At 46.1% G+C, this 22,176-nt stretch carries 21 protein-coding genes and 1 tRNA gene; 14 read left to right on the forward strand and 8 right to left on the reverse strand.

What is annotated here, in order from left to right; genetic code table 11:
* Together ABTQ23_RS11640 and orn are read right to left on the reverse strand one after the other, a co-directional pair.
* Window positions 1-73, reverse strand: a tRNA-Gly gene (locus ABTQ23_RS11640).
* A gap of 116 nt (window positions 74-189) precedes the next feature.
* On the reverse strand, window positions 190-744 hold the full coding sequence (orn, locus tag ABTQ23_RS11645) for an oligoribonuclease (protein WP_408615907.1): 555 nt from the start codon (window positions 742-744) through the stop codon (window positions 190-192).
* A gap of 84 nt (window positions 745-828) precedes the next feature.
* On the opposite strand from orn, the gene rsgA reads away from it, so the two are divergent.
* Entirely contained in the window at window positions 829-1,866 is a 1,038-nt protein-coding gene (rsgA, locus tag ABTQ23_RS11650) for a small ribosomal subunit biogenesis GTPase RsgA (protein ID WP_408615908.1), read from the forward strand.
* 20 nt (window positions 1,867-1,886) lie between these two features.
* Window positions 1,887-2,780, forward strand: coding sequence for an archaetidylserine decarboxylase (asd, locus tag ABTQ23_RS11655; RefSeq protein WP_408615909.1), 894 nt, complete (start codon window positions 1,887-1,889; stop codon window positions 2,778-2,780).
* On the opposite strand, the gene ABTQ23_RS11660 is transcribed toward asd, so the two are convergent.
* Window positions 2,701-5,100, reverse strand: a complete 2,400-nt coding sequence (locus ABTQ23_RS11660; RefSeq protein ID WP_408615910.1) for an ATP-dependent DNA helicase — start codon at window positions 5,098-5,100, stop codon at window positions 2,701-2,703. The genes asd and ABTQ23_RS11660 overlap by 80 nt on opposite strands.
* Window positions 5,100-6,092, reverse strand: a complete 993-nt coding sequence (epmA, locus tag ABTQ23_RS11665; protein ID WP_408615911.1) for an elongation factor P--(R)-beta-lysine ligase — start codon at window positions 6,090-6,092, stop codon at window positions 5,100-5,102. The genes ABTQ23_RS11660 and epmA overlap by 1 nt, the downstream gene beginning before the upstream one ends.
* 162 nt (window positions 6,093-6,254) lie before the next feature.
* On the opposite strand from epmA, the gene frdA reads away from it, so the two are divergent.
* The 4 genes from frdA to frdD are packed head-to-tail and all read left to right on the forward strand — an operon-like array spanning window position 6,255 to window position 9,539.
* A complete protein-coding gene (frdA, locus tag ABTQ23_RS11670) occupies window positions 6,255-8,039 on the forward strand; it encodes a fumarate reductase (quinol) flavoprotein subunit (RefSeq protein WP_408615913.1) in 1,785 nt (594 codons plus the stop codon).
* A 2-nt stretch (window positions 8,040-8,041) separates the two neighbouring features.
* Window positions 8,042-8,782 carry a succinate dehydrogenase/fumarate reductase iron-sulfur subunit gene (locus ABTQ23_RS11675; RefSeq protein ID WP_408616038.1) on the forward strand — a complete coding sequence of 247 codons (741 nt, stop codon included), beginning with the start codon at window positions 8,042-8,044 and terminating at the stop codon, window positions 8,780-8,782.
* Window positions 8,783-8,784: 2 nt separating this feature from the next.
* Window positions 8,785-9,174 carry a fumarate reductase subunit C gene (locus tag ABTQ23_RS11680; RefSeq protein WP_408615914.1) on the forward strand — a complete coding sequence of 130 codons (390 nt, stop codon included), beginning with the start codon at window positions 8,785-8,787 and terminating at the stop codon, window positions 9,172-9,174.
* Window positions 9,175-9,182: 8 nt separating this feature from the next.
* Entirely contained in the window at window positions 9,183-9,539 is a 357-nt protein-coding gene (frdD, locus tag ABTQ23_RS11685; protein WP_408615915.1) for a fumarate reductase subunit FrdD, read from the forward strand.
* A gap of 60 nt (window positions 9,540-9,599) precedes the next feature.
* Here frdD and efp read toward each other — a convergent pair whose 3' ends face one another.
* Window positions 9,600-10,169 (reverse strand): elongation factor P, encoded by a 570-nt coding sequence (gene efp, locus ABTQ23_RS11690; protein WP_408615916.1) that lies wholly within the window; start codon window positions 10,167-10,169, stop codon window positions 9,600-9,602.
* 33 nt (window positions 10,170-10,202) lie between these two features.
* On the opposite strand from efp, the gene epmB reads away from it, so the two are divergent.
* Complete coding sequence (gene epmB / locus ABTQ23_RS11695) at window positions 10,203-11,231, forward strand: EF-P beta-lysylation protein EpmB (RefSeq protein ID WP_408615917.1); 1,029 nt, start codon at window positions 10,203-10,205, stop codon at window positions 11,229-11,231.
* Between the two features lie 33 nt (window positions 11,232-11,264).
* Complete coding sequence (locus ABTQ23_RS11700) at window positions 11,265-11,582, forward strand: hypothetical protein (protein WP_408615918.1); 318 nt, start codon at window positions 11,265-11,267, stop codon at window positions 11,580-11,582.
* A gap of 62 nt (window positions 11,583-11,644) precedes the next feature.
* On the opposite strand, the gene ABTQ23_RS11705 is transcribed toward ABTQ23_RS11700, so the two are convergent.
* Both ABTQ23_RS11705 and ABTQ23_RS11710 read right to left on the reverse strand, forming a co-directional pair.
* Window positions 11,645-13,537, reverse strand: coding sequence for an EAL domain-containing protein (locus ABTQ23_RS11705; RefSeq protein ID WP_408615919.1), 1,893 nt, complete (start codon window positions 13,535-13,537; stop codon window positions 11,645-11,647).
* A 9-nt stretch (window positions 13,538-13,546) separates the two neighbouring features.
* A complete protein-coding gene (locus ABTQ23_RS11710) occupies window positions 13,547-14,053 on the reverse strand; it encodes a putative pterin-binding protein (protein ID WP_408615920.1) in 507 nt (168 codons plus the stop codon).
* Window positions 14,054-14,416: 363 nt separating this feature from the next.
* Here ABTQ23_RS11710 and ABTQ23_RS11715 point away from each other — a divergent pair, with 363 nt between their 5' ends.
* The 6 genes from ABTQ23_RS11715 (at window position 14,417) to ABTQ23_RS11740 (ending at window position 21,034) form a co-directional block, all read left to right on the forward strand.
* Window positions 14,417-15,985 carry an ABC transporter substrate-binding protein gene (locus tag ABTQ23_RS11715; RefSeq protein WP_408615921.1) on the forward strand — a complete coding sequence of 523 codons (1,569 nt, stop codon included), beginning with the start codon at window positions 14,417-14,419 and terminating at the stop codon, window positions 15,983-15,985.
* A complete protein-coding gene (locus ABTQ23_RS11720; protein WP_408615922.1) occupies window positions 15,985-17,040 on the forward strand; it encodes an ABC transporter permease in 1,056 nt (351 codons plus the stop codon). Before ABTQ23_RS11715 ends, ABTQ23_RS11720 begins: the two co-directional genes overlap by 1 nt.
* Window positions 17,037-17,882: an ABC transporter permease gene (locus ABTQ23_RS11725; RefSeq protein WP_408615923.1), complete on the forward strand. Its 846-nt coding sequence runs from the start codon at window positions 17,037-17,039 to the stop codon at window positions 17,880-17,882. Before ABTQ23_RS11720 ends, ABTQ23_RS11725 begins: the two co-directional genes overlap by 4 nt.
* On the forward strand, window positions 17,875-18,717 hold the full coding sequence (locus tag ABTQ23_RS11730) for an ABC transporter ATP-binding protein (protein ID WP_408615924.1): 843 nt from the start codon (window positions 17,875-17,877) through the stop codon (window positions 18,715-18,717). Before ABTQ23_RS11725 ends, ABTQ23_RS11730 begins: the two co-directional genes overlap by 8 nt.
* Window positions 18,704-19,393, forward strand: a complete 690-nt coding sequence (locus tag ABTQ23_RS11735; protein ID WP_408615925.1) for an ABC transporter ATP-binding protein — start codon at window positions 18,704-18,706, stop codon at window positions 19,391-19,393. Before ABTQ23_RS11730 ends, ABTQ23_RS11735 begins: the two co-directional genes overlap by 14 nt.
* Before the next feature lie 75 nt (window positions 19,394-19,468).
* Complete coding sequence (locus ABTQ23_RS11740) at window positions 19,469-21,034, forward strand: ABC transporter substrate-binding protein (protein WP_408615926.1); 1,566 nt, start codon at window positions 19,469-19,471, stop codon at window positions 21,032-21,034.
* Here ABTQ23_RS11740 and ABTQ23_RS11745 read toward each other — a convergent pair.
* Window positions 21,027-21,962 carry a DMT family transporter gene (locus tag ABTQ23_RS11745; RefSeq protein ID WP_408616039.1) on the reverse strand — a complete coding sequence of 312 codons (936 nt, stop codon included), beginning with the start codon at window positions 21,960-21,962 and terminating at the stop codon, window positions 21,027-21,029. The two genes, ABTQ23_RS11740 and ABTQ23_RS11745, sit on opposite strands and share 8 nt — an antisense overlap.
* Between the last annotated feature and the right edge of the window lie 214 nt (window positions 21,963-22,176).

Consider the following 22,176-nt stretch of genomic DNA (forward strand, 5'->3'; position numbering starts at 1 on the left):
AGCGGCACACGAGGTTCGAACTCGTGACCTCGACCTTGGCAAGGTCGCGCTCTACCAACTGAGCTAGTGCCGCATCACAATTGCAAAAACACGAGAAGTTCTCATGCCTTACAGGGCTGCGAATTATACGAGAAATATTTTCCTTGGCAACCCCTTTTTTGTATTTTTAGCAATTTGCTTTAAATCTGATTACTTTGCATCCAAATTAAAAAATGTCTGCTGATAATGTTGCAATTCACTAATCGATTCACGGATATCAGCCAAGGCTAAATGAGTCCCCGTTTTTTTAACGCCATCTAAAAGTTCAGGACGCCAGCGTCTTGCCAACTCTTTAACGGTGCTAACATCGATATTGCGATAATGAAAAAATTGCTCAAGCTTGGGTAAGTGCACCGCCATAAACCGGCGATCCTGACCAATTGAATTGCCACACATAGGTGAAACACCTTCAGGCAACCATTGACGGAAAAATTCCAGACACATCTCAGTGGCCTGTTGCTCATCAATTTTACTCTCAAGCACTCGAGCCACCAGCCCAGAGCTAGTATGATGAGTTGTGCACCACTCATCCATCGCGTCAAGTTCAGCTTTATCTTGATGAATTGCAATAACCGGCCCTTCGGCAAGAATATTCAGCTGTGAATCGGTGACAATGGATGCGATTTCAATCACTTTATGCTGCAGCGGATTGAGCCCTGTCATCTCCATATCAACCCAAATCAGATTTGTTGCACTTACGGTCATAATTCACCTTTTAACACTAAAATTTTCTGTCTAACGCAAATGCGTTATCATAGACCTTTATCTTAACAGTTTAAAAGCGACATTGTGGCCAAAAAGAAACGACTCAATCAGGGTCAATTACGCAGAATGCGGGCCAATGCCCAAAAACGCCTTCACAACGAAGCAAGTTATGAGTGGAGTGATGAGCAACTTGGTAAAAGCGAAGATGGCGTTGTCATCAGCCGCTTTGGTCAGCATGTTGATATTCAATCAGCCAGCGGCGAGATATTCCGCTGCAATATTCGCCGGACGGTTAACTCGCTAGTCACCGGAGACGAAGTTCTATGGCGTCGAGGCAATGAGACTCACTCGGGTATTAAAGGTGTCGTCGAAGCGGTTCAGAGCCGTCGCAGCGAGCTTTCTCGACCCGATTATTATGATGGGCTTAAAACCATTGCCGCCAATATTGATCAGGTCATCATTGTCAGTGCGCTTAAACCGGAGTTCTCCAGCGACATTATTGACCGTTATCTGGTAGCCATTGAAAACACCCACCTGCAACCGGTCATATTACTCAATAAAGTCGATCTTCTTGACGAAGAACTGCGCCAACAGGTTTTACCGATTCTTGAGCAATACCAATCACTTGGTTACCAAATTCTGTATGCCAGCAGCAAAACCGAGCATGGTTTAGATGAGCTTAAGGAGCATCTAAAAGCCCAAACGACCATTTTTGTAGGGCAATCGGGGGTAGGCAAATCATCGCTGGTTAATACCCTGCTGCCAGAGGTTTGTGCCCATACTCAAGAGGTATCCGATAACTCGGGTTTAGGCCAACACACCACGACAACCGCCCGCTTATATCCACTCGCAGATGGTGGCCGTTTGATTGACTCTCCCGGAATTCGTGAATTTTCACTGTGGCATTTAGAAAATGATGAGGTCACTTACGGATTTCGTGAGCTGCGCCAACTACAAGGACACTGTAAATTCAGAGACTGTAAACATCAAAATGATCCAGGCTGTGCGTTTGTCGAAGCAGTCAAAAACGGTGATGTCAGTGAGCGGCGTTATCAAAGTTACTTGCGTATTTTGCAAAGCATGGTAGAAAAACGCCCTGCACGACATATTCCCCCACGTTAATTTTATGAGGTTTACGACACGTGCTTGATAAATTACAAGTCGCTTTTCAGTACATTCTTCCCAAAAAATTGTTGTCTCGATTATTGGGCTATTTAGCATCCGCTCATTGTGGTCGCGTGACTACTTGGGTGATTAATCAGTTTATTCGTTATTACAAAGTGGATATGAGCGAGGCGCTTGATAGCAATGCGCAAAACTATCCAAGTTTCAACGCGTTTTTCACCCGTGAGCTCAAAGCTGGGGCTCGGCCGCTGGTTGAAGGTGAGACGACGCTTGCGCTACCTGTCGATGGCCGCGTGAGCCAGATTGGTCCGGTGCGTTTTGACCGGCTCATCCAAGCCAAAGGGCACGATTACAGCGCTCGCGAGCTGCTCGGTGGCGATGAAGCCTTAGCCAACGAATTTGCTGATGGTCAATTTGTCACGATTTATCTTTCGCCTAAAGATTATCACCGCGTCCACATGCCAATCGATGGAACGCTGCGCACGATGGTGCATATTCCAGGTGAGCTGTTTTCAGTTAATCCTGTAACCGCGCAATATGTGCCTGAGCTATTTGCTCGTAACGAGCGCGTTGTCACTATCTTTGATACCGCAGTTGGACCTATGGCGATGGTTTTAGTAGGTGCAACAATTGTTGCCAGTATTGAAACCGTCTGGGCTGGAACTGTCGCCCCGGCAGGTGGCCATATCAGCACTTGGCAATACCAGACACCAACACCGGTCAGCCTTAAAAAAGGCGAAGAGATGGGCCGCTTTAAACTCGGCTCGACGGTAATTTTACTATTCGGGCGCAAAGCAATTGAACTTGCTGATAGCGTTCGCCGCGGTGAAGTTACTCGAATGGGGGCGCATCTGGGTGATTTTCGCACTGAGTCTGAGTCTGAGTCTGAGTCTGAGTCTGAGTCTGAGTAAGATTTTGCCAGAATAAACGTAAATGCTCCGGCACCTGAGTGCTGGAGCATACTTGCCAGCGCCAATGATCTGGCAATAGAGCTTGATAATCATTTTGGCTGAAGCGATCGTCCACCAAAACGACAGTGCCGACATCATCATCGCTTCGAATCAATCGTCCCACCGCTTGGACGACGCGCTGCATGCCCGGATATTGGTAAACAAGTGCAAAGCCATCATCACCGCGATTATCAAAATAGGTTCTCTGACATTCGTTACTTGGATTAAACTGCGCTAACCCAACTCCAACCACCATCACGCTGGATAGTTGAGCACCACTTAAATCAATGCCTTCTGAAAAAATACCACCAAGCACGGCAAGCCCTAAAGTTGGCTGGTCGGTATTGGCAAGCTGCGCTAGAAACTGCTCACGCTCGTTATCATTCATTTGCGAGCTCTGGAGCAATGGCGCCAAATCGTCATCAAGCAACTCAGCGACGCTTTGCAAATAAGCAAATGATGGGAAAAATACCAGTTGATTGACCTGCTGGGCTTTAAAACTTTGCGCAATCAAACGAGCCAGTGGAGCATAGCTTTGGCTGCGATGGCGATAACGCGTTGAGATATCCCCAATTAGAAAAATGCCTTGAGATGCAGGGTCATAAGGGCTTGGCAGACAAAGCTGATAGTGCTCATCATTTAACCCAACCGAGCGGGCCGTGCTTGCTAAGGGCTGTAAAGTTGCAGAGAACAATATGATTGAATGGGCGTTATCCCAACGCTTTTTTAAAAGTGGGGCTGGGTCAAGACAGGTGAGCTTCAATAAAATTGTCGCAGGGCTATCTGATTGAAAGCTCGGGCAACGCTCTAATTGATAACGATAAATCTCGCTAAACTGCTCGCTTAACTCCAGTAATTTATAAACCTCGAAATAGACTTCCAGCAGAGCCTCGTCCAAAGAGCCATGTTGTGCCAGATACTGCTCACAACTTAAGCTAAAACGCCTTGCGGCTTTAAGCAATGATTGCGGCGGCTCAATAGTGACTAGCAAAGAGCTTGTCAGCTCGCTATTAACCAACCGAGTCAGTTGGCTGCGCATGGACCTTAAAGTTTTATCGATTGAACTATCGTAGTGATGCTTTGCAATGCGCTTAAGCCGCGATTGATTAAGCTCAGCGCTATATAATGATTTAGCGCGCTCATTAACGTTGTGAGCTTCATCGACCAATAACGCATACCGCTCTTTTTGCGCCTCGGTCAGCCAGCTTAATGAGCCTTCATTATCCAGCCCATAATTATAATCCCCGATGATGACATCAAACCATGGAGCCAACATCTGCGCTAAAAAATAGGGGCAAATTTGCTGCTCTTTGGCGTGTTGTTCAAGGGCGGTAAAATCAAGCAAAGAGCGCTCCAGTAATGACTCCCCGACAGCATAAAATTTCTCATAAAAGTCAGCGGCATAAGGACAACTTGGCAGGCATGCTCCGGTGGGATTTAAACAGGCGCGCTGTTTACCAGTGAGCACTAACACGCGCAGCTTCGCCCCTTGGGTATTGAGCTGTTCAACTGTTTTTAACGGCAGATACTGGGTTGAGTTTTTAGCACTTAAATACACAACTTTATCGATACTTTGGCCTAACTGGCGAACAGCAGGAAATAAGGTTGCTAATGTCTTACCAATGCCTGTTGGCGCTTCAACCAACAATTGTTTGCCCTGAGCAATGGTTCGATAAACGCCGGTGGCGAGCTCTCGTTGCCCGCGGCGAAATTGAGAATAAGGAAACGCAAGGGAGCTTAACGCTTCATTACGCTCATTTTTAAGCGCATCGTAGCGCAATTGCCAGCGGATAAATCGAGCAAACCAGCTCTGGATCTGCTCACTATCGCGCGAATGCTGATAATCTCTTCGATGTTGCGCAAGGACTTTGCTCGCCTCATCCAAGTAGGTTAAAACCAATGAGACCGAATCCGTCTCATTAACCTCACACCACAAATAAGCGTAAACATACAGCTGAGAAAAATGAACGTTGCGAGAGCTCTCACTGACCTGCTCCGCGCTCATTTTAAGCGTTTTGATCTCTTCTAAATAATCAGCGCCATTCTCAGCAATGCCCGCTCCATCTGCCCGGCCACTGATATTTAAAATAGCTAACTCATTTTGCCAGCGCCCCGTTAATTTCACTTCACGCTGATAGCTCTTATCTTGTTTGTGCTGATAAGCCTTTTGCGCCATGATCCCGGCGATTCCGGTCGGGGCAGGCAAAAAACGGCTATCCAAAGAGCCACTATTAGCAAACCGCTCGCAAAGCTGGCGAACACCAACGCTAAAAATGTGCATCAAGCACGCTCAACACCAAAGCTTAGAATATCGGTTATTTGTGGCGCATCCAAAGCTAACATAAACACGCGATCAAGGCCTAAAGCCACGCCTGAACAATCTGGCAGTCCGGCGCTAAGCGCTCCGAGCAAATTTTCATCTAAAGCCATTGCTGGCAGATTATTTTCAGCGCGCAGTTGATTGTCATGTTCAAAGCGTGCGCGCTGCTCTTTGGCATCACTTAGCTCATGAAAGCCATTGGCAAGCTCAACGCCTTTAAAATAAACTTCAAAGCGCTCAGCGACGCGACCATCATCGGGATTTACGCGAGCTAGAGCGGCTTGAGATGCTGGAAAATATTCGATAAAACAAGGGCGCTGCTGACCAATATTAGGCTCGACCCCCAGAGCAAACAGAATTTGCAGCTGGCTATCTCGATTGCGCTCTTCGCTTAACAGCTGCTCGATTGCAAACGCTTTGCCCGCTTGAACTATCTCATCGGTTGTCGCGCATAGAGGGTCGATATTTAAATAGTGCCTAAATGCTTGCTGATAACTCATTCGCTCACCTTTTTCACACTTAAGTAACGACATGAGTAAATCGTCCATCTCATCCATAAGCTGATGGTGGCTAAAACCGGGGCGATACCATTCCAACATGGTAAATTCAGGGTTATGAATACGTCCGGCTTCTTCATTACGAAAGCTTTTGCAGATTTGATAAATAGCGCCACTACCTGCTGCGAGTAGCCGTTTCATATGAAATTCAGGCGAAGTTTGCAAATACAAAGTCTGACCATCGGGGGCACCTGGGCCAACAAACTCGGTGGCAAAATTACGCAGATGCAGATCGCTTACCCCACACTGGCTTAGCGCGGGTGTATCGACCTCTAAAACGTCTCGGTCACTAAAAAATTGCCGGATAGATTGCAACAACTTGGCCCGTTTTTGCAGTGCCTGAATACTAGCACTCGGTTGCCAGTTAGCAGAATGCTCTGCTGATTCACTACTCATGAAATAATTGCCTTTTCTGTCAGAAATTTGCTCTTGGTGTGAGCAAATCCAAATTCGATTAACTAATGTTAAAAGGAACAACAAACTGTTGACTTCAATCAACAAGTCCCCCATTAGGCAAGCCACAATACAAGGTGCATATTAACCGCCAAGGAGAACGCCGTGAAACTGATTCAGACGGACGTTGCCATTATCGGAGCCGGAGGGGCTGGTCTGCGCTGTGCTATCGAGATCGCCCGCACCGAACCTGATCTTAACATTGCTCTAATTTCTAAAGTATACCCGATGCGTAGTCATTCCGTCGCTGCCGAAGGTGGCGCCGCTGCTGTCGTGCAAGAACATGACAGTTTTGACAATCACTTTAATGACACCGTCTCAGGAGGCGATTGGCTGTGCGATCAAGATGTCGTTGATGAGTTTGTCCAGCGTTGCCCACAAGAGCTCATCCAACTTGAACACTGGGGTTGCCCATGGTCTCGCAAACCTGATGGCAGCGTAAATGTTCGTCGTTTTGGTGGCATGAAAATCGAGCGGACTTGGTTTGCAGCCGATAAAAGCGGTTTTCATATTCTGCACACGTTATTTCAAACCTCGATGCAGTATCCATCGATTCAGCGTTTCGATGAACATTTTGTTGTCGATCTCATCACCAAAGACAACCAAATCCAAGGGATTTTAGCTATCGATTTAATGGAGCATGAAGCGAAGTTGATTCAGGCTAAATCGGTTGTTATTGCAACCGGCGGCGCGGGGCGTGTTTATCGCTACAATACCAACGGCGGTATTGTCACTGGCGATGGCATGGCACTGGCTTATCGCCATGGCGTTGCTCTGCGTGATATGGAATTTGTGCAGTATCATCCTACGGGGCTTCCTGGCACGGGGATCTTGATGACGGAAGGCTGCCGCGGTGAAGGCGGGATTTTAACCAACAAAGATGGTTATCGTTACCTGCAAGATTATGGATTGGGACCAGAAACGCCAATTGGGCAACCTAAAAATAAATATATGGAACTTGGCCCTCGCGACCGGCTCAGCCAGAGCTTTTATCAAGAAGCGCAAAAGGGCCGTACGATTCAAGGTCCTCTTGGTGATTACGTCAACCTTGACCTTCGCCATTTAGGTGCGACTTACCTTAATGAACGCCTGCCATTTATCTGCGAACTTGCCAAAGCTTATATGGGCGTAGACCCGATTAAAGAGCCGATTCCAGTGCGTCCAACGGTGCATTACACCATGGGCGGCATTGCAACGGATGGCCACTGTGCCACCAGCATGCAAGGCCTTTACGCAGTCGGTGAATGCGCCTCGGTCGGTTTACATGGAGCCAATCGGCTCGGTTCAAACTCATTAAGTGAAATTATTGTCTTTGGCGCAATCGCAGGTGAGCATGCGGCAAACTTTGCTAAAACCCAATCGTTTAGTGATGCCGCGCCACTTGAGCAACTCGCCCAACAATGCCTTGATAAGGTCATGGCGATTAAAAACCCTGATGGGAGTGAAAACCCAGCGACATTACGTAACGAAATGGGCGATTGCATGGAAGCTGGCGTTGGCATTTATCGTACCCAAGATGGCATGCAACAAAGTATCGATAAGTTAACTGAGCTTAAAGCGCGCTATAAAAACATCAAACTGAGTGATTCGTGTGATGTTTATAATACCGAGTGGCTCTATGCCATTGAATTGGGCTACTTGCTTGATGTTGCCCAAGCGATGGCAGTGAGTGCATTGCATCGCAAAGAGTCTCGAGGCTCCCACCAGCGCCTAGATGGTTATGAGCAACGTGACGATGAAAACTTTCTTAAACATACTTTGGCGTTTTATCAAAGCGAGCAATTGCCACAAATCGAGTATTCAGACGTGACGATTACTAAATCACAACCAGCAACTCGCTCTTATGGAGCAGCCTCTGAACAGGCTGCCAGCGAAACGAAGGGAGCATAATGATGGCTGAAGAACTCACTTTACACATCCATCGCTATCGCCCAGGTTACGATAGCAAACCAACGATACAGGACTTTCAGGTTCCCTACACCAAAGAGATGTCGCTCCTAGATGCACTGGGATATATCAAAGATAACCTCGATTCATCGCTTGCTTATCGCTGGTCGTGCCGGATGGCCGTGTGTGGAAGCTGCGGCATGATGGTCGATGATATTCCAAAACTGGCCTGCAAAACATTTCTGCGTGATTATAAAGAGCAAGGGGAGATGAGCGTTGCAGCTTTGGCGAATTTTCCGATTGAGCGGGACTTAATCGTGGATATGAGCGGCTTTGTCGAAAAATTGCAGTCTGTTAAACCGTATATCATCACCCAAACACCCCGCGATGTTGCCGACGGTTGCACCACTCAAACACCCGCACAGTTGGAACGCTATAAACAATTTTCGATGTGTATCAACTGCGGATTATGTTATGCCGCATGCCCGCAATATGGACTCAATCCTGATTTTACCGGTCCCGCGGCTCTTGCGCTTTTACATCGCTACAACTTAGATAGCCGCGATGAAGGTAAAGCGCAGCGGATGGAAGTTCTCAATCAGGAAGAAGGTGTTTGGGGCTGTACTTTTGTCGGTTACTGCTCTCAAGTCTGCCCGAAAGATGTTGACCCAGCAGCTGCGATTCAGCTTGGAAAAGTTGCCAGCAGTAAAGATTATCTACTCAATCTGATTAAACGGGAGAAATAAGTATGTCGATTCGTCAACCCTATATTCGCCCGGTCAAACATAACTGGTGGCTGAAAAACAGCTTTTATCTGAAGTACATGATCCGAGAAGGCTCAGCAATTGTCACAGCCATTTACAGCCTAGTGTTGTTGTGCGGGCTGTTTCGCTTAGCGCAAGGAGAAGCACCGTTTGCCAGTTGGCTGCAAGCGATGCAAAGCCCGGTTGCCATTCTCTTTCATCTGGTGGCGCTGTTTTGGGTCCTCTACCATAGTGTGACTTGGTTTGACCTCGCGCCCAAAGCTGCTGATATCTGGTTTAAAGGCAAAAAACTGCCCGATAGCGTCATCGTTAAATCGATGTATGCGCTGCTCGCCATCGTCAGCCTTCTCATTTTAGTGATTGTCAGTGTTTAGGGGGAGCTATGAAACGTTCTAATGAACCAATTTTTTGGGGATTATTTGGGGCCGGTGGAATGGTTGCCGCCATTGTCACCCCGGTATGTATTCTAATCACGGGACTACTTATTCCACTTGGTATTCTCACCAGTGATACCTACACCTTTTCAAGAGTTGCAATATTGGCAAGTCACTGGCTTGGGGCGCTAATTTTGTGGGTCATTATTAGCCTGCCCATGTGGCATGCGATGCACCGTATTTACCACGGTTTGCATGATTTAGGGGTTAAAAGCTGCGCGGTGCATAAATGGCTATGTTATGGGCTTGCATTTGTGGTCACGATTGCAAGCGCGGTGTTATTGCTCCAAATGCTGACTCGCTAACGAAACAAAAAGCCTGCAATCGCAGGCCTTTTGTAACAGATAGATTCGTGAAAACCCGCTTTATTTAGCTACACGGCTCACGTATTCACCGCTTCGAGTATCAACTTTGATCACTTCACCAATCTGAATAAACAGAGGTACACGCACAACAGCGCCAGTGCTTAAAGTTGCAGGTTTACCACCGGTACCAGCAGTATCACCTTTAAGACCTGGGTCAGTATCAGTGACTTCTAACTCAACGAAGTTGGGTGGAGTAACAGCAATCGGGGCTTCGTTCCAAGTGGTAATCACACATGGGTCCTGTTCAACCAACCATTTGTCATTATCACCAACAGCTTTTGCATCGGCTGCTATTTGCTCAAATGTATTGTTATCCATGAAATACCAGAATTCACCATCGTTATATAGATAGGCCATTTCCATATCCATGACATCTGCCCCTTCGACAGAATCACCAGATTTGAAAGTTTTTTCCAGTACTTTACCGTTGAGTAAGCGACGCACTTTTACGCGGTTAAATGCCTGTCCTTTCCCTGGCTTTACAAATTCATTTTCCAGGATGGCACATGGTTCGCCATCGAGCATAATCTTTAGCCCGGAACGGAATTCATTGGTACTATATGTTGCCATTATTTCCTCTTAAACCAATTATTCATTTTTCAAATGACGCAAATTGTAACCCGAAACAGCCATAGTTTGCATAACTATTGGCAAAAAGAGCTCGCAGATGTGATCACATCGGTTGATGAGATCCTTGAATTTGTCGGTTTAAATCCCGATGATTTTACCGAAGACCGCCAAGCAAAACAGCTCTTTGCACTGAGAGTTCCGCGCTATTTTGCTAGCCTCATAGAGCCAAACAATCCAGCAGACCCTCTTCTTAAGCAGGTCTTACCAGCGCGTCAAGAATTTATCGAAACGCCGGGATTTAGTAGCGATCCGCTTGAAGAGCAGCAAGGCCCGGTACCGGGGCTATTACACAAATACACCAATCGCGTGCTGCTGATTGTCAGAGGCGGCTGCGCCATTAACTGTCGGTATTGTTTTCGCCGCCACTTCCCATATCAAGATAACGCGCCGGGGAGTCATGGTTGGCAAGCTGCAATTGATTACATCGCCAAGCGCCCTGAAATCAACGAAGTGATTTTCTCAGGCGGTGACCCGTTGATGGCTAATGATCGACATCTTGGCAAATTAATTGATGCGCTGGCACAGATCCCTCATTTAAAACGGCTACGGATCCACTCACGCTTGCCTGTAGTTTTGCCCAACCGAATCACTGACGAATTAGTCGAACTGCTCGCCCAATGCCGACTCAAAACGATTTTGGTCACGCACGTTAACCATCCCAATGAAGTTTCTGACACATTCATTCAAGCGTTAAAACCACTCAAAGAGCGCGGCGTGTGGCTGTTAAACCAAAGCGTGTTATTGGCGGGTGTTAATGATGATGCCACAACCCTAGCAAACCTTAGTGAAGCGCTATTTGATGCAGATATTCAACCCTACTATTTGCATCTGCTCGATAAAGTCAAAGGGGCGAGTCATTTCGATGTCAGCCACGAAAGAGCTGTCGCCATTATGCGCAAGTTACATGAACTATTGCCGGGCTTTTTAATTCCTCGGCTGGTGCGAGAAGAGCCACATAAACCTAGCAAGACCCCTCAGGATCTCGGATTAAGTCTGCTATAATGGGCAATCAGTAACTTCAACCAAAGATGAGTCATGAATCAAGAAAAAGTCATCGAGCAGCTTAAAGTCAATATTAAAGCTATCTATCATAAAGCCGTTGATGCCGATAAAGTCATTAGCGCGCAGCAAGCTGATGGATTGGGTCAGTTCGATAAAATTTTCGTTGATAACAGTCCGTTTAGCACTGAGTCCGACCATTTCTTGCCGTACGTCGAAGAGCTGGCCAATGATCTACTCAGATTGCAACAAAGTGAAGATGAACAAAGCTTTAAAACGGTCTTAGAAGCATTAGTGGTTAAAATCGAACTAGCACATAAAACGCTGGCATCATTTAAACAGCTACTGGGCTAACCTCCACGGCATAAGGTATTGACCCATTCTTGTGGCTCAATGCCTTATGTTCGCCTGCACTCTTAATAGGCAGGATTTAGCAACTCTTTTAGATATAGCTCCGTTTGCTCAGCTGGCATATACGGTGCAAACACAGCTCCGCAAACGTAAGCCTGAGGCATCGCTGTTTCAATCTGATACAGCTGTTCGCGATTACTCACCCCTTCAAAAATCACGGTTAATTTAAGCTCTTTCATAAAATTAGCCAGAGCATCGAGCTGCATAATGCGTTGTGGTTGGGTCAGCTCGGCACTTAGCGGAACCGTTAAACGTACAAATTCATAACGAGAGCGCAGCAGTTGCTGCCAGCTTGCGCCGTTAGCCACATTATCATCGACTAAAATGCGCACTCCGGCCTGATGTAACTTTTTCAACAGGTAGCGCTGCGTTGTTCCCACATAGTGATTGTCTTGCTGGCAGGCCAACATAAATTGCTGCACTGGGATCTGAAATTCATTGAGCTTGCGAACGAGCAGTTGGATAAATGGCTCATCGAGCCAATTCACTGGCAAGGAAAATAACAACATCAAGCGCTCATGACCGATACTGAACCAGTAGCGATGTTGTGCCAAGGCCAGCGCTAACCAATGTTCTTTAAGCTGGGAAGTGAGCTGGGTTTGCTCTGCTAATTTTAAAAGCTCTTCATGTTCGATACGCCCATATTGAGGGTGAATCCAGCGCAGGCGCATTTGCAGAGCAACCGGCATTTTATGATTGACCCGCAAAACTGGCTGATAAAGAATTTGCAGATGGGTATTAGCTATCGCTTCTTGGAACTGTTCACAAAGCTCAATCCAGCGCTGCTCACGAGCAACAAGCTCATGGCGATAATAATAAATGGGCTCATCTTTGCTGCGAGCTTGCTCAAAAGCTAAAGTTAAACGCTGCAGCCCTTCACCAGCTTGTTTGAGCTGATGGATGTTTTCCACTAAGACTAATTTACCGCGCAACTGGTAACTTTGTTCAGCAAGAATCAGCGTCAGGCACAGCTGCTGATAAAACTTATCAATTAATTGCGCAGAATAATACTCTGCATCAACAACCAGAGCGAACTCGTTTTCACTAAACCTTGCAAACTCTAGCACCGCTTTACCAAGAGACTGACGAACGGTCGCTTTGAGCCGCTCACTGAGCTGCGCTAATGGATTCACTTGCAACTGGCTCATCCAGACAGCGAGCTTCTCAAATGAAATACCCACCAACACAACTCGAATATTTTCATCTAGATAATGCTGCAAACGATTATTTAAAGCGCGCCGATTTAACAATTTCGACAAAGGATCATGACTTCTCAGCCAGCGATAACGGTATCCTTGAATGACAATAACAACGACCAATAAGGCAAAGCAGAAAAACAACCCAGCCAATGCATAAGTTAAAAACTTTTGCTGGGAGAGTAATTGTGCTTGCAGACGGCTCTGGGATTCTTGAATACGATGAAATTCGCGGTTCACTAAGACATTGACAGGCCCACTGAAATTTTCCAGCCAATGAAGGATTTTAGGGATTTCTATCTCGCTACGAGGCAATCCTTCAAGAATCGGCTCAATGCGCTGCACTTCGGAAAACATATCGCGAATTAGCGCATTGGCACCACTAATCTGGCGCAGATATGCTGATTCATTGCCATCTAAAAGGACCGGGAAACGACTCCACAAAATATTGTAACGAAATAGTAATTGCTGCTTACTCACCCCTTTATATTTATAAAGTTGCAAGGTATTAATAAAACGCCGATGTTCTTCTTGCAGCTGAACCAATCCCCAAACAGCAGAGTTTGGTTGCTGGGCAATGGTTCTAGAGGTTTGATAAACCTTATACGCAGCCACAAAACTTGCCAGAAGAAATCCAGCGATAATGATGAGGATGCCGACATTGAAAAACTGGGATTGTTTAAAGCGTTTCTTTATACCCATTTAGGTCCATTATTGGTTCACAATTATTTTTCGAAGCTGCCAGATCATATAAGAATTAAAGCGTGTGTTTTTAAGTTCTTTTGGGTAACGACTAATCGGGAACATCAGCCAAAGAGGCCCACGATCACGCACACTCATGGTTTTACCATCATCAGACCAAGCTAAAATTGGCTGATATTTTAATACCTTCGCCAAATCCATATTGACTCGATAATCATTTAAAGCAACTAATGTTAAACGCATCGATTTAGCATGCACACTTTTTAATATATCAGTTAGCAGTGGTCCCTGATACTGATGAGGCTTATTCACCCAAGGATTTGCCGTCTTGTAATTTTGTTGGGGCAATTTTTGTAAATCATCAAGCGTAAAATTCACTTCATGCGAATTATCTGCTGGTTGGATATGTCCAGAGATGGTCAGAATAGTCTGCTCTGAGGCAAATGCCATTGCGCCCCAAGCACACAAGACAAGAAAAAGAATGACTTGTGCACAGCGATTCATTGGATTGGCCATCTATGTTCTCCTCTGATTATTTTTATATGTCAAAAAGAGTGACTTAGAAAATATTTACTAGCATAGACACAAAGCGCTTCTTCTGCTTGGTATCACAAATTACGGCGTTTAACTCAAATTGAATTAATAGCGAACTGTTATAGATAAAAATATCATCAAAAATCAATCAGTTATAATTATACATGAAAGTACTAATTAACCGTTAGTAAAGATTAATCATCCATAGACATTGCTACTTTGTTATCGCTAAAATAAATATTCATATAAATATAATATTTGGCTATATGAGATAAAAACTAATAATTTTAAATAACAATGCGTCTCTCTTACACTAGCACCCAAACATGACAAGATGACAAAAAGATGAACAAACTGATTATCGCAGGTTTATTAACCATTGCTGGAACATTAGGGAGCGCTTATGCCAAAACGCCCGCTAATACGCTAGTTGTTGCTCAATCGCTCGATGACGTAACAAGCCTCGATCCTGCTCAAGGCTTTGAGCTAACCTCAGTGCAAAGTTTTACCAACCTCTATCAACGATTGGTTCAGGCAAATCCACTCAAACCGACTGAGCTGATGCCAACCCTTGCTAAAAGCTGGCAGTCAAGCGCCCATAGTCTGACTTTTACACTGCGCAATGATGCTAAATTTGCCAGTGGCAATCCAGTGCGCCCAGAAGATGTTATTTTTAGTTTAGCGCGGGTGGTTAAGCTCAACCTGGCACCCTCTTTTATTCTTACTCAGCTCGGCTGGGATAAAGATAATGTCGATGGTTACCTGAAAAAGGTCGGTCCTAATAAAGTTAAAATTAGTTGGAATGTTAATATCGGCCCATCACTGGCACTGAGCCTTTTATCTGCGCCTGTTTCATCCATTGTAGATGCTAAAACAGTCCAAGCGCATGCGCAAAATGGTGATTTTGGCCACCAGTGGCTAAACACCCATTCAGCGGGCAGTGGCGCTTTTGTGATTGCCAAATATGTGCCCCATCAAGTGCTACTGATGCAAGCGAATCCAAGCTCTCCAGCTGGCAAGGCAAAAATGAAATACGTTTTGCTTAAAAATGTGCCAGATGCGGCAACCCGAGCGCTGTTATTAGAGCAGGGGGATGCTGATATTATCCGCAATTTAGGCAGCGATCAGTTCGCATCGCTCAGCCATAAATCAGCAATTAGAACCGAAGCACTGCCTTATGCCTCTATCTATTATTTGATGTTTAATACCAAAGCGAAAAACAACCCGGTATTAGCAAATCCTAAATTCTGGCAAGCAGCTCGCTGGGCATTTGACTACAAAGGGATTGCACAAGACCTGCTCAAAGGCCAATTCCAAGTCCAACAGGCCTTTTTACCCGCTGGCTTTAAAGGTGCTTTAACAGACCAGCCGTATCACTATAACCCAGCCAAAGCGAAAGCAATTTTGCAAAAAGCCGGGATTAAAAATCCGCACTTTAAATTGGTTGTTAGTAACCAACCGCCATATTTGGATATTGCCCAGGCCTTACAGGCAAGCTTTGCTAAAGCCGGAATTAAAGTTGAAATTATTCCAGGCGTTAGCTCACAGGTTTCAAGTGAAGTGAAACAGCACAACTATGAAGCAGATTTAACTGCGTGGGGGCCTGATTATTTTGACCCGAACACCAATGCATCTGCCTTTGCTTATAATCCCGACAATGGCAGTAAAACACTGGCGTGGCGGGCAAACTGGGAAATTCCACAGCTGAATAAATTAACTCTACAAGCTCGAGCGGCAACCGATGATGCCAAACGCGTTAAAATTTATCAGCAACTACAGCGCAAAGTTCGTGCTAATTCACCATTTGTTTTGGGTCTACAAAACAAAAAATTAGTTGCCATGCGCTCGACTATCAAAGGCTATATTCAAGGGATCACTCCGGATATGGTTTACTATCAGAACGTGACTAAATAATGACTCAAACGATACGCTCCGCTGACGGTCCACATCGTTCTTGGTTAAGCACTGGCCGCTCATGGGTGAGCGGCCTCGTTGCCTTAATCCTAACGCTACTAGGGCTTTTGGTATTTACCTTTGCCCTTTCACGCGCAGCTCCCATCGACCCGGCGTTGCAATTGGTTGGCGATCATGCCAGTCAAGCGACCTATGAACAGGCTCGACACAAGTTAGGCCTAGATAAACCGCTGCCCATTCAGTTTTTTCATTACGTAGACCGACTGAGCCACGGGGATTTAGGCGTTTCGCAAATTACCCAACAACCGGTATTAAACGACTTAAAAAGTGCGTTCCCGGCTACGTTGGAGCTGGCAACCTGCGCGATGTTTTTTGGTGCCTTGTTTGGCATTACCCTCGCCATGCTGGCGGCATTTAAACCCGGGAGCATCATCGATCATCTGGCACGGCTGATCTCGCTGTTAGGCTATTCGGTGCCTGTATTTTGGCTCGGCTTACTAGGCTTATTACTCTTTTATGCGACCTGGCATTGGTCAGCAGGCCCTGGCCGTTTAGATGACATCTATACCTACACGATGACTCAAAATAGCGGCTTTATTTTGCTTGATGCGATTCGAAGTGGCGATCCAGCTATCTTAAAAAATGCGATAGCCCATTTATGGCTGCCTACCGCGGTATTAGCGCTATTGTCGATGGCCTCTATCACGCGATTGCTTCGAGCATCACTGCTTGAAGAGCGCAACAAAGAGTATGTCATCTTAGCCAAAGCCAAAGGCGCTAGCGACCTCAGAATTCTGTGCAAACATGTTTTCCCTAATGTACTAGGCACTTTGATTACTGTTTTAGCACTGTCATACACCAGTTTATTAGAAGGTGCGGTGCTTACCGAAACCGTCTTTGCCTGGCCAGGATTAGGGCGCTATCTCACTCAGGCTCTTTTTGCCTCTGATACGCCAGCCATATTGGGCTCCACCCTTTTAATTGGCACCTGTTTTGTTTTACTCAATGCACTTGCTGATGCATTAACCCGCTGGGTCGACCCGAGAACGCGATGAATCACTCAAGATCGATATCCAACCGCTGGCAATGGCTACGTTGGTTTAACACTTTTAATCTGGGCCTAGCATTGGTGGTGGTGTTAATTGCCTTTGCGCTATTTGCCCCACTCTTGTCCCCGTATGACCCAAACGTGCAACACATCAGTCAGCGACTGCTAGCTCCTGATGCGCAGCATTGGCTGGGCACCGACCGATTTGGTCGCGACCTGCTCTCGCGAGTGCTGTTTGGCGCTCGGCCAACGCTAATTCTTGTCTCACTGGTAGTTGTCATCACTGTACCGGTGGGTCTTGCGGTCGGTATTTGTGCAGGCTACTTTGGTGGCTGGACAGAGCGCATCTTGATGCGCCTGACCGATATTGTGATGTCACTGCCAAGCCTAGTTATCGCTTTGGCTCTGGTCTCAGTTTTAGGGCCAGGATTAATGAATGGCGCATTGGCGCTAGCCTTTACCAGTTGGCCATCATTTGCTCGCCAAGCTCGTAGTGAAACTTTAGCGCTGCGCCGTAGTGATTATCTAGCGGCTGCCAAAATGCAAGGGATCACTGGCTGGCGGCTGATTATCGGCCATATTTTACCGCTAACCTTACCCAGTGCGATTATTCGGGCTGCGCTCAATTTAGGCGGAATTATTCTCTCAGCTGCAGGTCTTGGCTTCTTAGGCATGGGCATTCAGCCGCCAACGGCCGAATGGGGCTCGATGGTTGCCAGTGGTAGCCGAGTCATTTTCGATCAGTGGTGGGTTGCAGCAGTCCCAGGGCTTGCTATTTTGCTGGCGAGTCTGGCATTTAACCTATTAGGGGATGGCCTTCGCGATAAAATGGATCCACGCAATGACTGATACTTTAATCACCGCCAAAAACCTTCAGATTGCCCTTGCCAGCAATAACAAGACGCTGGTTAAAGGCATTGATTTTTCGATTGCTCGCGAGCGAGTGGCCCTCGTTGGTGAGTCAGGTTCAGGTAAATCACTGACCGCGCGCAGTCTAATGGGGCTGTTGCCTGAATCCTTGTCAGTCAGAGCCGACACGCTTAACGTGCTTGAGCAAGATGTGCTTAGCTTTAAGGTGCGCCAGTGGAATCGGCTGCGCGGTAACGACGTTACCATGGTGCTACAGGATCCTAAATACGCACTCAACCCAACGCATAGCATTGGCCGTCAAGTTGAAGAGCCTCTGATTTTGCATCAGAAATTATCCCATCGCGAACGCCAAGAGAAAGTAGAAGCGATGCTGGATGCGGTCGGCCTTAAAAACCCAAAACAACTAAAAAAAATGTATCCGCATCAACTCTCAGGAGGGATGGGACAACGGGTGATGCTCGCCATCGCATTAATCAATGACCCACAGCTATTGATTGCCGATGAGCCAACTTCGGCGCTTGATCACGCGGTACGCGATCAGGTTTTAGAGCTTATCTACAAGCTGGTCGATGAGCGCAACATGGGGCTTTTATTAATCAGTCACGACCTTGAGCAGGTTGCCGATTACTCAGAGCGAGTACTGGTGATGTATCAAGGGAAAATCGTTGACCGTCTACCAGCCAAAGAGTTACCCAATGCTCAGCATCCGTATACCAAAACACTTTGGTCTTGCCGCCCCAATCGCAATAAACGAGGCCAGAGTCTGCCTGTTTTAGACCGAGCAGAGCTGGAGAAACTTGATGAATCAGCTTGAACTTAACCATGTCAATGTCACCCATGTAATGGGCCATCAACGAAACACGGTGGTACATGATGTTAGCTTTAATGTACAAAGTGGCGAATGTTTTGGGCTGGTTGGTCCATCGGGATGCGGAAAGTCCTCGCTGTTATGGGTACTGGCTGGACTTAACCCACATTGGGATGGCCAGATCAAAATGCTCGGCCAACCGGTTAAAAATGGCAAACCATTTACCGGTAAACTGCGCCGACAAGTGCAGATGGTGTTTCAAGACCCCTATGCCTCATTGCACCCCAAACATCGACTGCGCCGGACCTTAAGCGAACCTTTAAAATTATTGGGCGTTAAAGACATTGACGATCGTCTAAGTCAGGGCTTTGAACAAGTGGGATTAACAACCGAGATGATTGACCGTTATCCCCATCAGCTATCCGGTGGACAACGCCAGCGAGTCGCCATTGTTCGAGCGTTATTACTTGAACCTGAATTATTACTTCTGGATGAGCCAACATCCGCTTTGGATATGTCAGTTCAGGCAGAGATCTTAAATTTGTTAAACGAGCTAAAAAGCCGTCATCATCTGACGATGATTCTGGTCAGCCACGATCCTGATGTGATTGATTATATGTGTGACCATGCAGCTATCATGCAAGCGGGCAAAATTGCACAACTGCACGATTACGCCGATTAACTAAAATGATTAAACAGAATTTTTATGAGTCGCTTATTTTACATAAGCGCAGTTGTTAACTAGCAAGGAAGATTTATGCGTAAAACACTTGTTGCATTGTGTTTGGCTCTAAGCAGTGCTGCCATCACAGTTCAAGCGGCCACCCCCAATAAGGTTATTGTCGTCGCTCAATCTCTAGATGATGTGATTAGCCTTGACCCTGGGACAGGATTTGAATTGTCATCGATACAGAGTATCTACAATACTTATCAGCGACTCATTCAGCCAAATCCAAAACAGCCAACCCAATTAATTGCCGGGTTAGCAAAGTCTTGGAAAATCGACAAACACCAGATTGTGTTTGATTTAAAAGCGGATGCGACCTTTGCCAGCGGCAACCCGGTTCGTCCGAAAGACGTTATCTTTTCGCTAACCAGAGTCATTAAACTCAACCAGTCGCCAGCATTTATCATCGCTCAGTTAGGCTGGAATGCAAAAAATGTCGATAACTACGTTAAACAAACTGGCCCGCATCAGGTCACCGTTAGCTGGGATAAAGCCATTAGCCCGCAGGTTGCGTTAGCCGTGTTATCTGCGCCAGTGGCGTCGATTATCGATGAAAAAACAGCGATGAGCCATGCTAAAGATAATGACTTAGCCAGTGGCTGGTTAAAAATGCATTCAGCCGGAAGCGGCGCCTACAGCATCAAACGCTATGTTCCTCATAAGGTATTGTTGCTTCAAGCAAACCCAAGCTCTCCGGGTGGCGCGCCCAAAACACCGATGGTGCTGATTAAAAACGTTCCGGATACTGCAACTCGCCAGCTGTTAGTCGAACAAGGCGATGCTGATATCGCTCGTAACTTAGGATCAGATCAGATTGCATCGCTGGCTAAAAAATCGGGAGTTAAAACGCTCTCGCTGCCATACGCAACCGTTTATTATCTGATGTTTAATACCAAAGCGAGTAAAACATTAGCCAACCCTAAATTCTGGCAAGCCGCTCGCTGGGCATTTGACTATAAAGGCATTGCTCACGATTTGATGCGCGATCAGTTTCAGGTTCACCAGTCATTTTTACCCATTGGCTTTAAAGGTGCGTTAAGCGATAACCCATATCACTTCGACCCAAGCAAAGCTAAACAGATCTTAAAATCAGCGGGGATTAAAAACGCGCACTTTAAACTGTTAGTAAACAACCAGCCTCCTTTTGCTGATATTGCCCAAGCACTGCAAGATAGCTTTGCTAAAGCAGGCATTAAAGTCACGCTGCAACAGGCAATTAGCTCACAGGTTTCAAGTCAGGTGAAAGAGCATAATTATCAGGCAACCATTAATTTCTGGGGACCGGATTATTTTGACCCACACACCAACGCTTCAGCATTTGCTTATAACCCTGAAGATGGTCAAAACAAAACCCTGGCTTGGCGGGCAAACTGGCATATTCCAACGCTCAATAAACAGACGCTAGCCGCATTGGCTGAACCAGTTCCGGCTAAACGCACAAAAATTTATAAAACGTTGCAAACAGAAGTCCGAGATAACTCACCATTTGTTATCGGTCTGCAAACGCGCAAATTACTGGCTCTTCGCGACAATGTGAAAGGCTTCATTCAAGGAACGGCTCCTGGAATGGTTTATTATCAGGATGTGACTAAATAGATTCAACTTCATCAGCTACCGCTGGGTGCTGATGAAGTTTTTTCTGGCGCTTTTTAGAGCACAACCAGATCCCCAAAATAATCAAAGCAGCACTAACTAAGTGATACCAGTGCAAGGTCACAGCCGTAAACCAGATACTAAAAATCCCTCCAGAAAGCGGAATAATGTGGGTATAAATCTCCCCGCGAGTCGCGCCTATTTCGCCAATGCCTTTGTTCCAGAACACATAAGACAGCCACGAAGGAAAGATAATCAGATAGCCTAAACCAAGTAAAAATCCCCATTGCAGATACGCAGCAATGCTGTTTGGCATGTTAACCGTTAAGGCAATCAGCGTGACCGGAATTAAAATAATCGCGCCTAATAAGGAGCTCACGCCCACAAAAGCTTGGCCATTAATCTGCTTATTTTTCAAACGTAAAAAGGCGCAATAAAATGCCCAACTTAGCGCCGAACCCATCGTCCATAAATCCCCGCGATTAAGGCTCGCCAGTCCAGCCAATCCGCTTAAGTGTCCTTTAGCGAGCAAAAAAACAACGCCAAGCGTTGAAAAGATCACGCCCCAAATGCTGTTCCTATGAATATGTTCTTTAAAAATAAGCACATTAATCACCAATACCATCGCCGGCGTGGTCGACATATAAATGGCCGCATTCAGCGATGATGTATATTGCAGACCAATGTACAAAGTCAGAGGAAATAGAACTTGGCCGAACAGTGATAACATCGCAACGACAAGGAAGTTTTGGCGAATCAGCGACCAATTTCGTTGAATCGGACGCCAATATAAAGCGCAGAGTAGCAGTGCCGTTATCAGCCAACGCGCTTGCGTTAAAATAAATGGATTACTGTGCGCAACGAGTAAGTGTCCAACAACATAGTTACCGCCCCAGAACATCGCCGCCAAAGCGAGACACAAATAAGGCATAAAGCGTTCCCCACCGATGATACTAAATCGTATCATCATAAACCTGTTATTGAAGATGGATAGTGAATAATGAGGATTAATCAGTTTAAATTGTGCTAGATCAACTCAATAAGGTAGAATCTAAAACAATACTAAATAGTATTAATTAGGGGCTTTTGAACTTAAATGGTTTAATTTTGTGCAAATTTAACACATCTTATGTAGGGCTTTTGAG

The organism is Celerinatantimonas sediminis (genome assembly GCF_046054195.1).
In the GTDB taxonomy this organism is placed as follows: domain Bacteria; phylum Pseudomonadota; class Gammaproteobacteria; order Enterobacterales; family Celerinatantimonadaceae; genus Celerinatantimonas.

Coding starts and splice junctions, on each gene's coding strand:
- ABTQ23_RS11700 (WP_408615918.1), top strand. CDS start 11,265: ATGAATCAAGAAAAAGTCATCGAGCAGCTTAAAGTCAATATTAAAGCT.
- ABTQ23_RS11725 (WP_408615923.1), top strand. CDS start 17,037: ATGAATCACTCAAGATCGATATCCAACCGCTGGCAATGGCTACGTTGG.
- ABTQ23_RS11680 (WP_408615914.1), top strand. CDS start 8,785: ATGTCGATTCGTCAACCCTATATTCGCCCGGTCAAACATAACTGGTGG.
- ABTQ23_RS11710 (WP_408615920.1), bottom strand. CDS start 14,053: ATGGCCAATCCAATGAATCGCTGTGCACAAGTCATTCTTTTTCTTGTC.
- ABTQ23_RS11705 (WP_408615919.1), bottom strand. CDS start 13,537: ATGGGTATAAAGAAACGCTTTAAACAATCCCAGTTTTTCAATGTCGGC.
- ABTQ23_RS11715 (WP_408615921.1), top strand. CDS start 14,417: ATGAACAAACTGATTATCGCAGGTTTATTAACCATTGCTGGAACATTA.
- frdD (WP_408615915.1), top strand. CDS start 9,183: ATGAAACGTTCTAATGAACCAATTTTTTGGGGATTATTTGGGGCCGGT.
- epmB (WP_408615917.1), top strand. CDS start 10,203: ATGACGCAAATTGTAACCCGAAACAGCCATAGTTTGCATAACTATTGG.
- ABTQ23_RS11660 (WP_408615910.1), bottom strand. CDS start 5,100: ATGCACATTTTTAGCGTTGGTGTTCGCCAGCTTTGCGAGCGGTTTGCT.
- epmA (WP_408615911.1), bottom strand. CDS start 6,092: ATGAGTAGTGAATCAGCAGAGCATTCTGCTAACTGGCAACCGAGTGCT.
- efp (WP_408615916.1), bottom strand. CDS start 10,169: ATGGCAACATATAGTACCAATGAATTCCGTTCCGGGCTAAAGATTATG.
- ABTQ23_RS11745 (WP_408616039.1), bottom strand. CDS start 21,962: ATGCCTTATTTGTGTCTCGCTTTGGCGGCGATGTTCTGGGGCGGTAAC.
- ABTQ23_RS11675 (WP_408616038.1), top strand. CDS start 8,042: ATGGCTGAAGAACTCACTTTACACATCCATCGCTATCGCCCAGGTTAC.
- ABTQ23_RS11735 (WP_408615925.1), top strand. CDS start 18,704: ATGAATCAGCTTGAACTTAACCATGTCAATGTCACCCATGTAATGGGC.
- ABTQ23_RS11730 (WP_408615924.1), top strand. CDS start 17,875: ATGACTGATACTTTAATCACCGCCAAAAACCTTCAGATTGCCCTTGCC.
- ABTQ23_RS11720 (WP_408615922.1), top strand. CDS start 15,985: ATGACTCAAACGATACGCTCCGCTGACGGTCCACATCGTTCTTGGTTA.
- ABTQ23_RS11740 (WP_408615926.1), top strand. CDS start 19,469: ATGCGTAAAACACTTGTTGCATTGTGTTTGGCTCTAAGCAGTGCTGCC.
- orn (WP_408615907.1), bottom strand. CDS start 744: ATGACCGTAAGTGCAACAAATCTGATTTGGGTTGATATGGAGATGACA.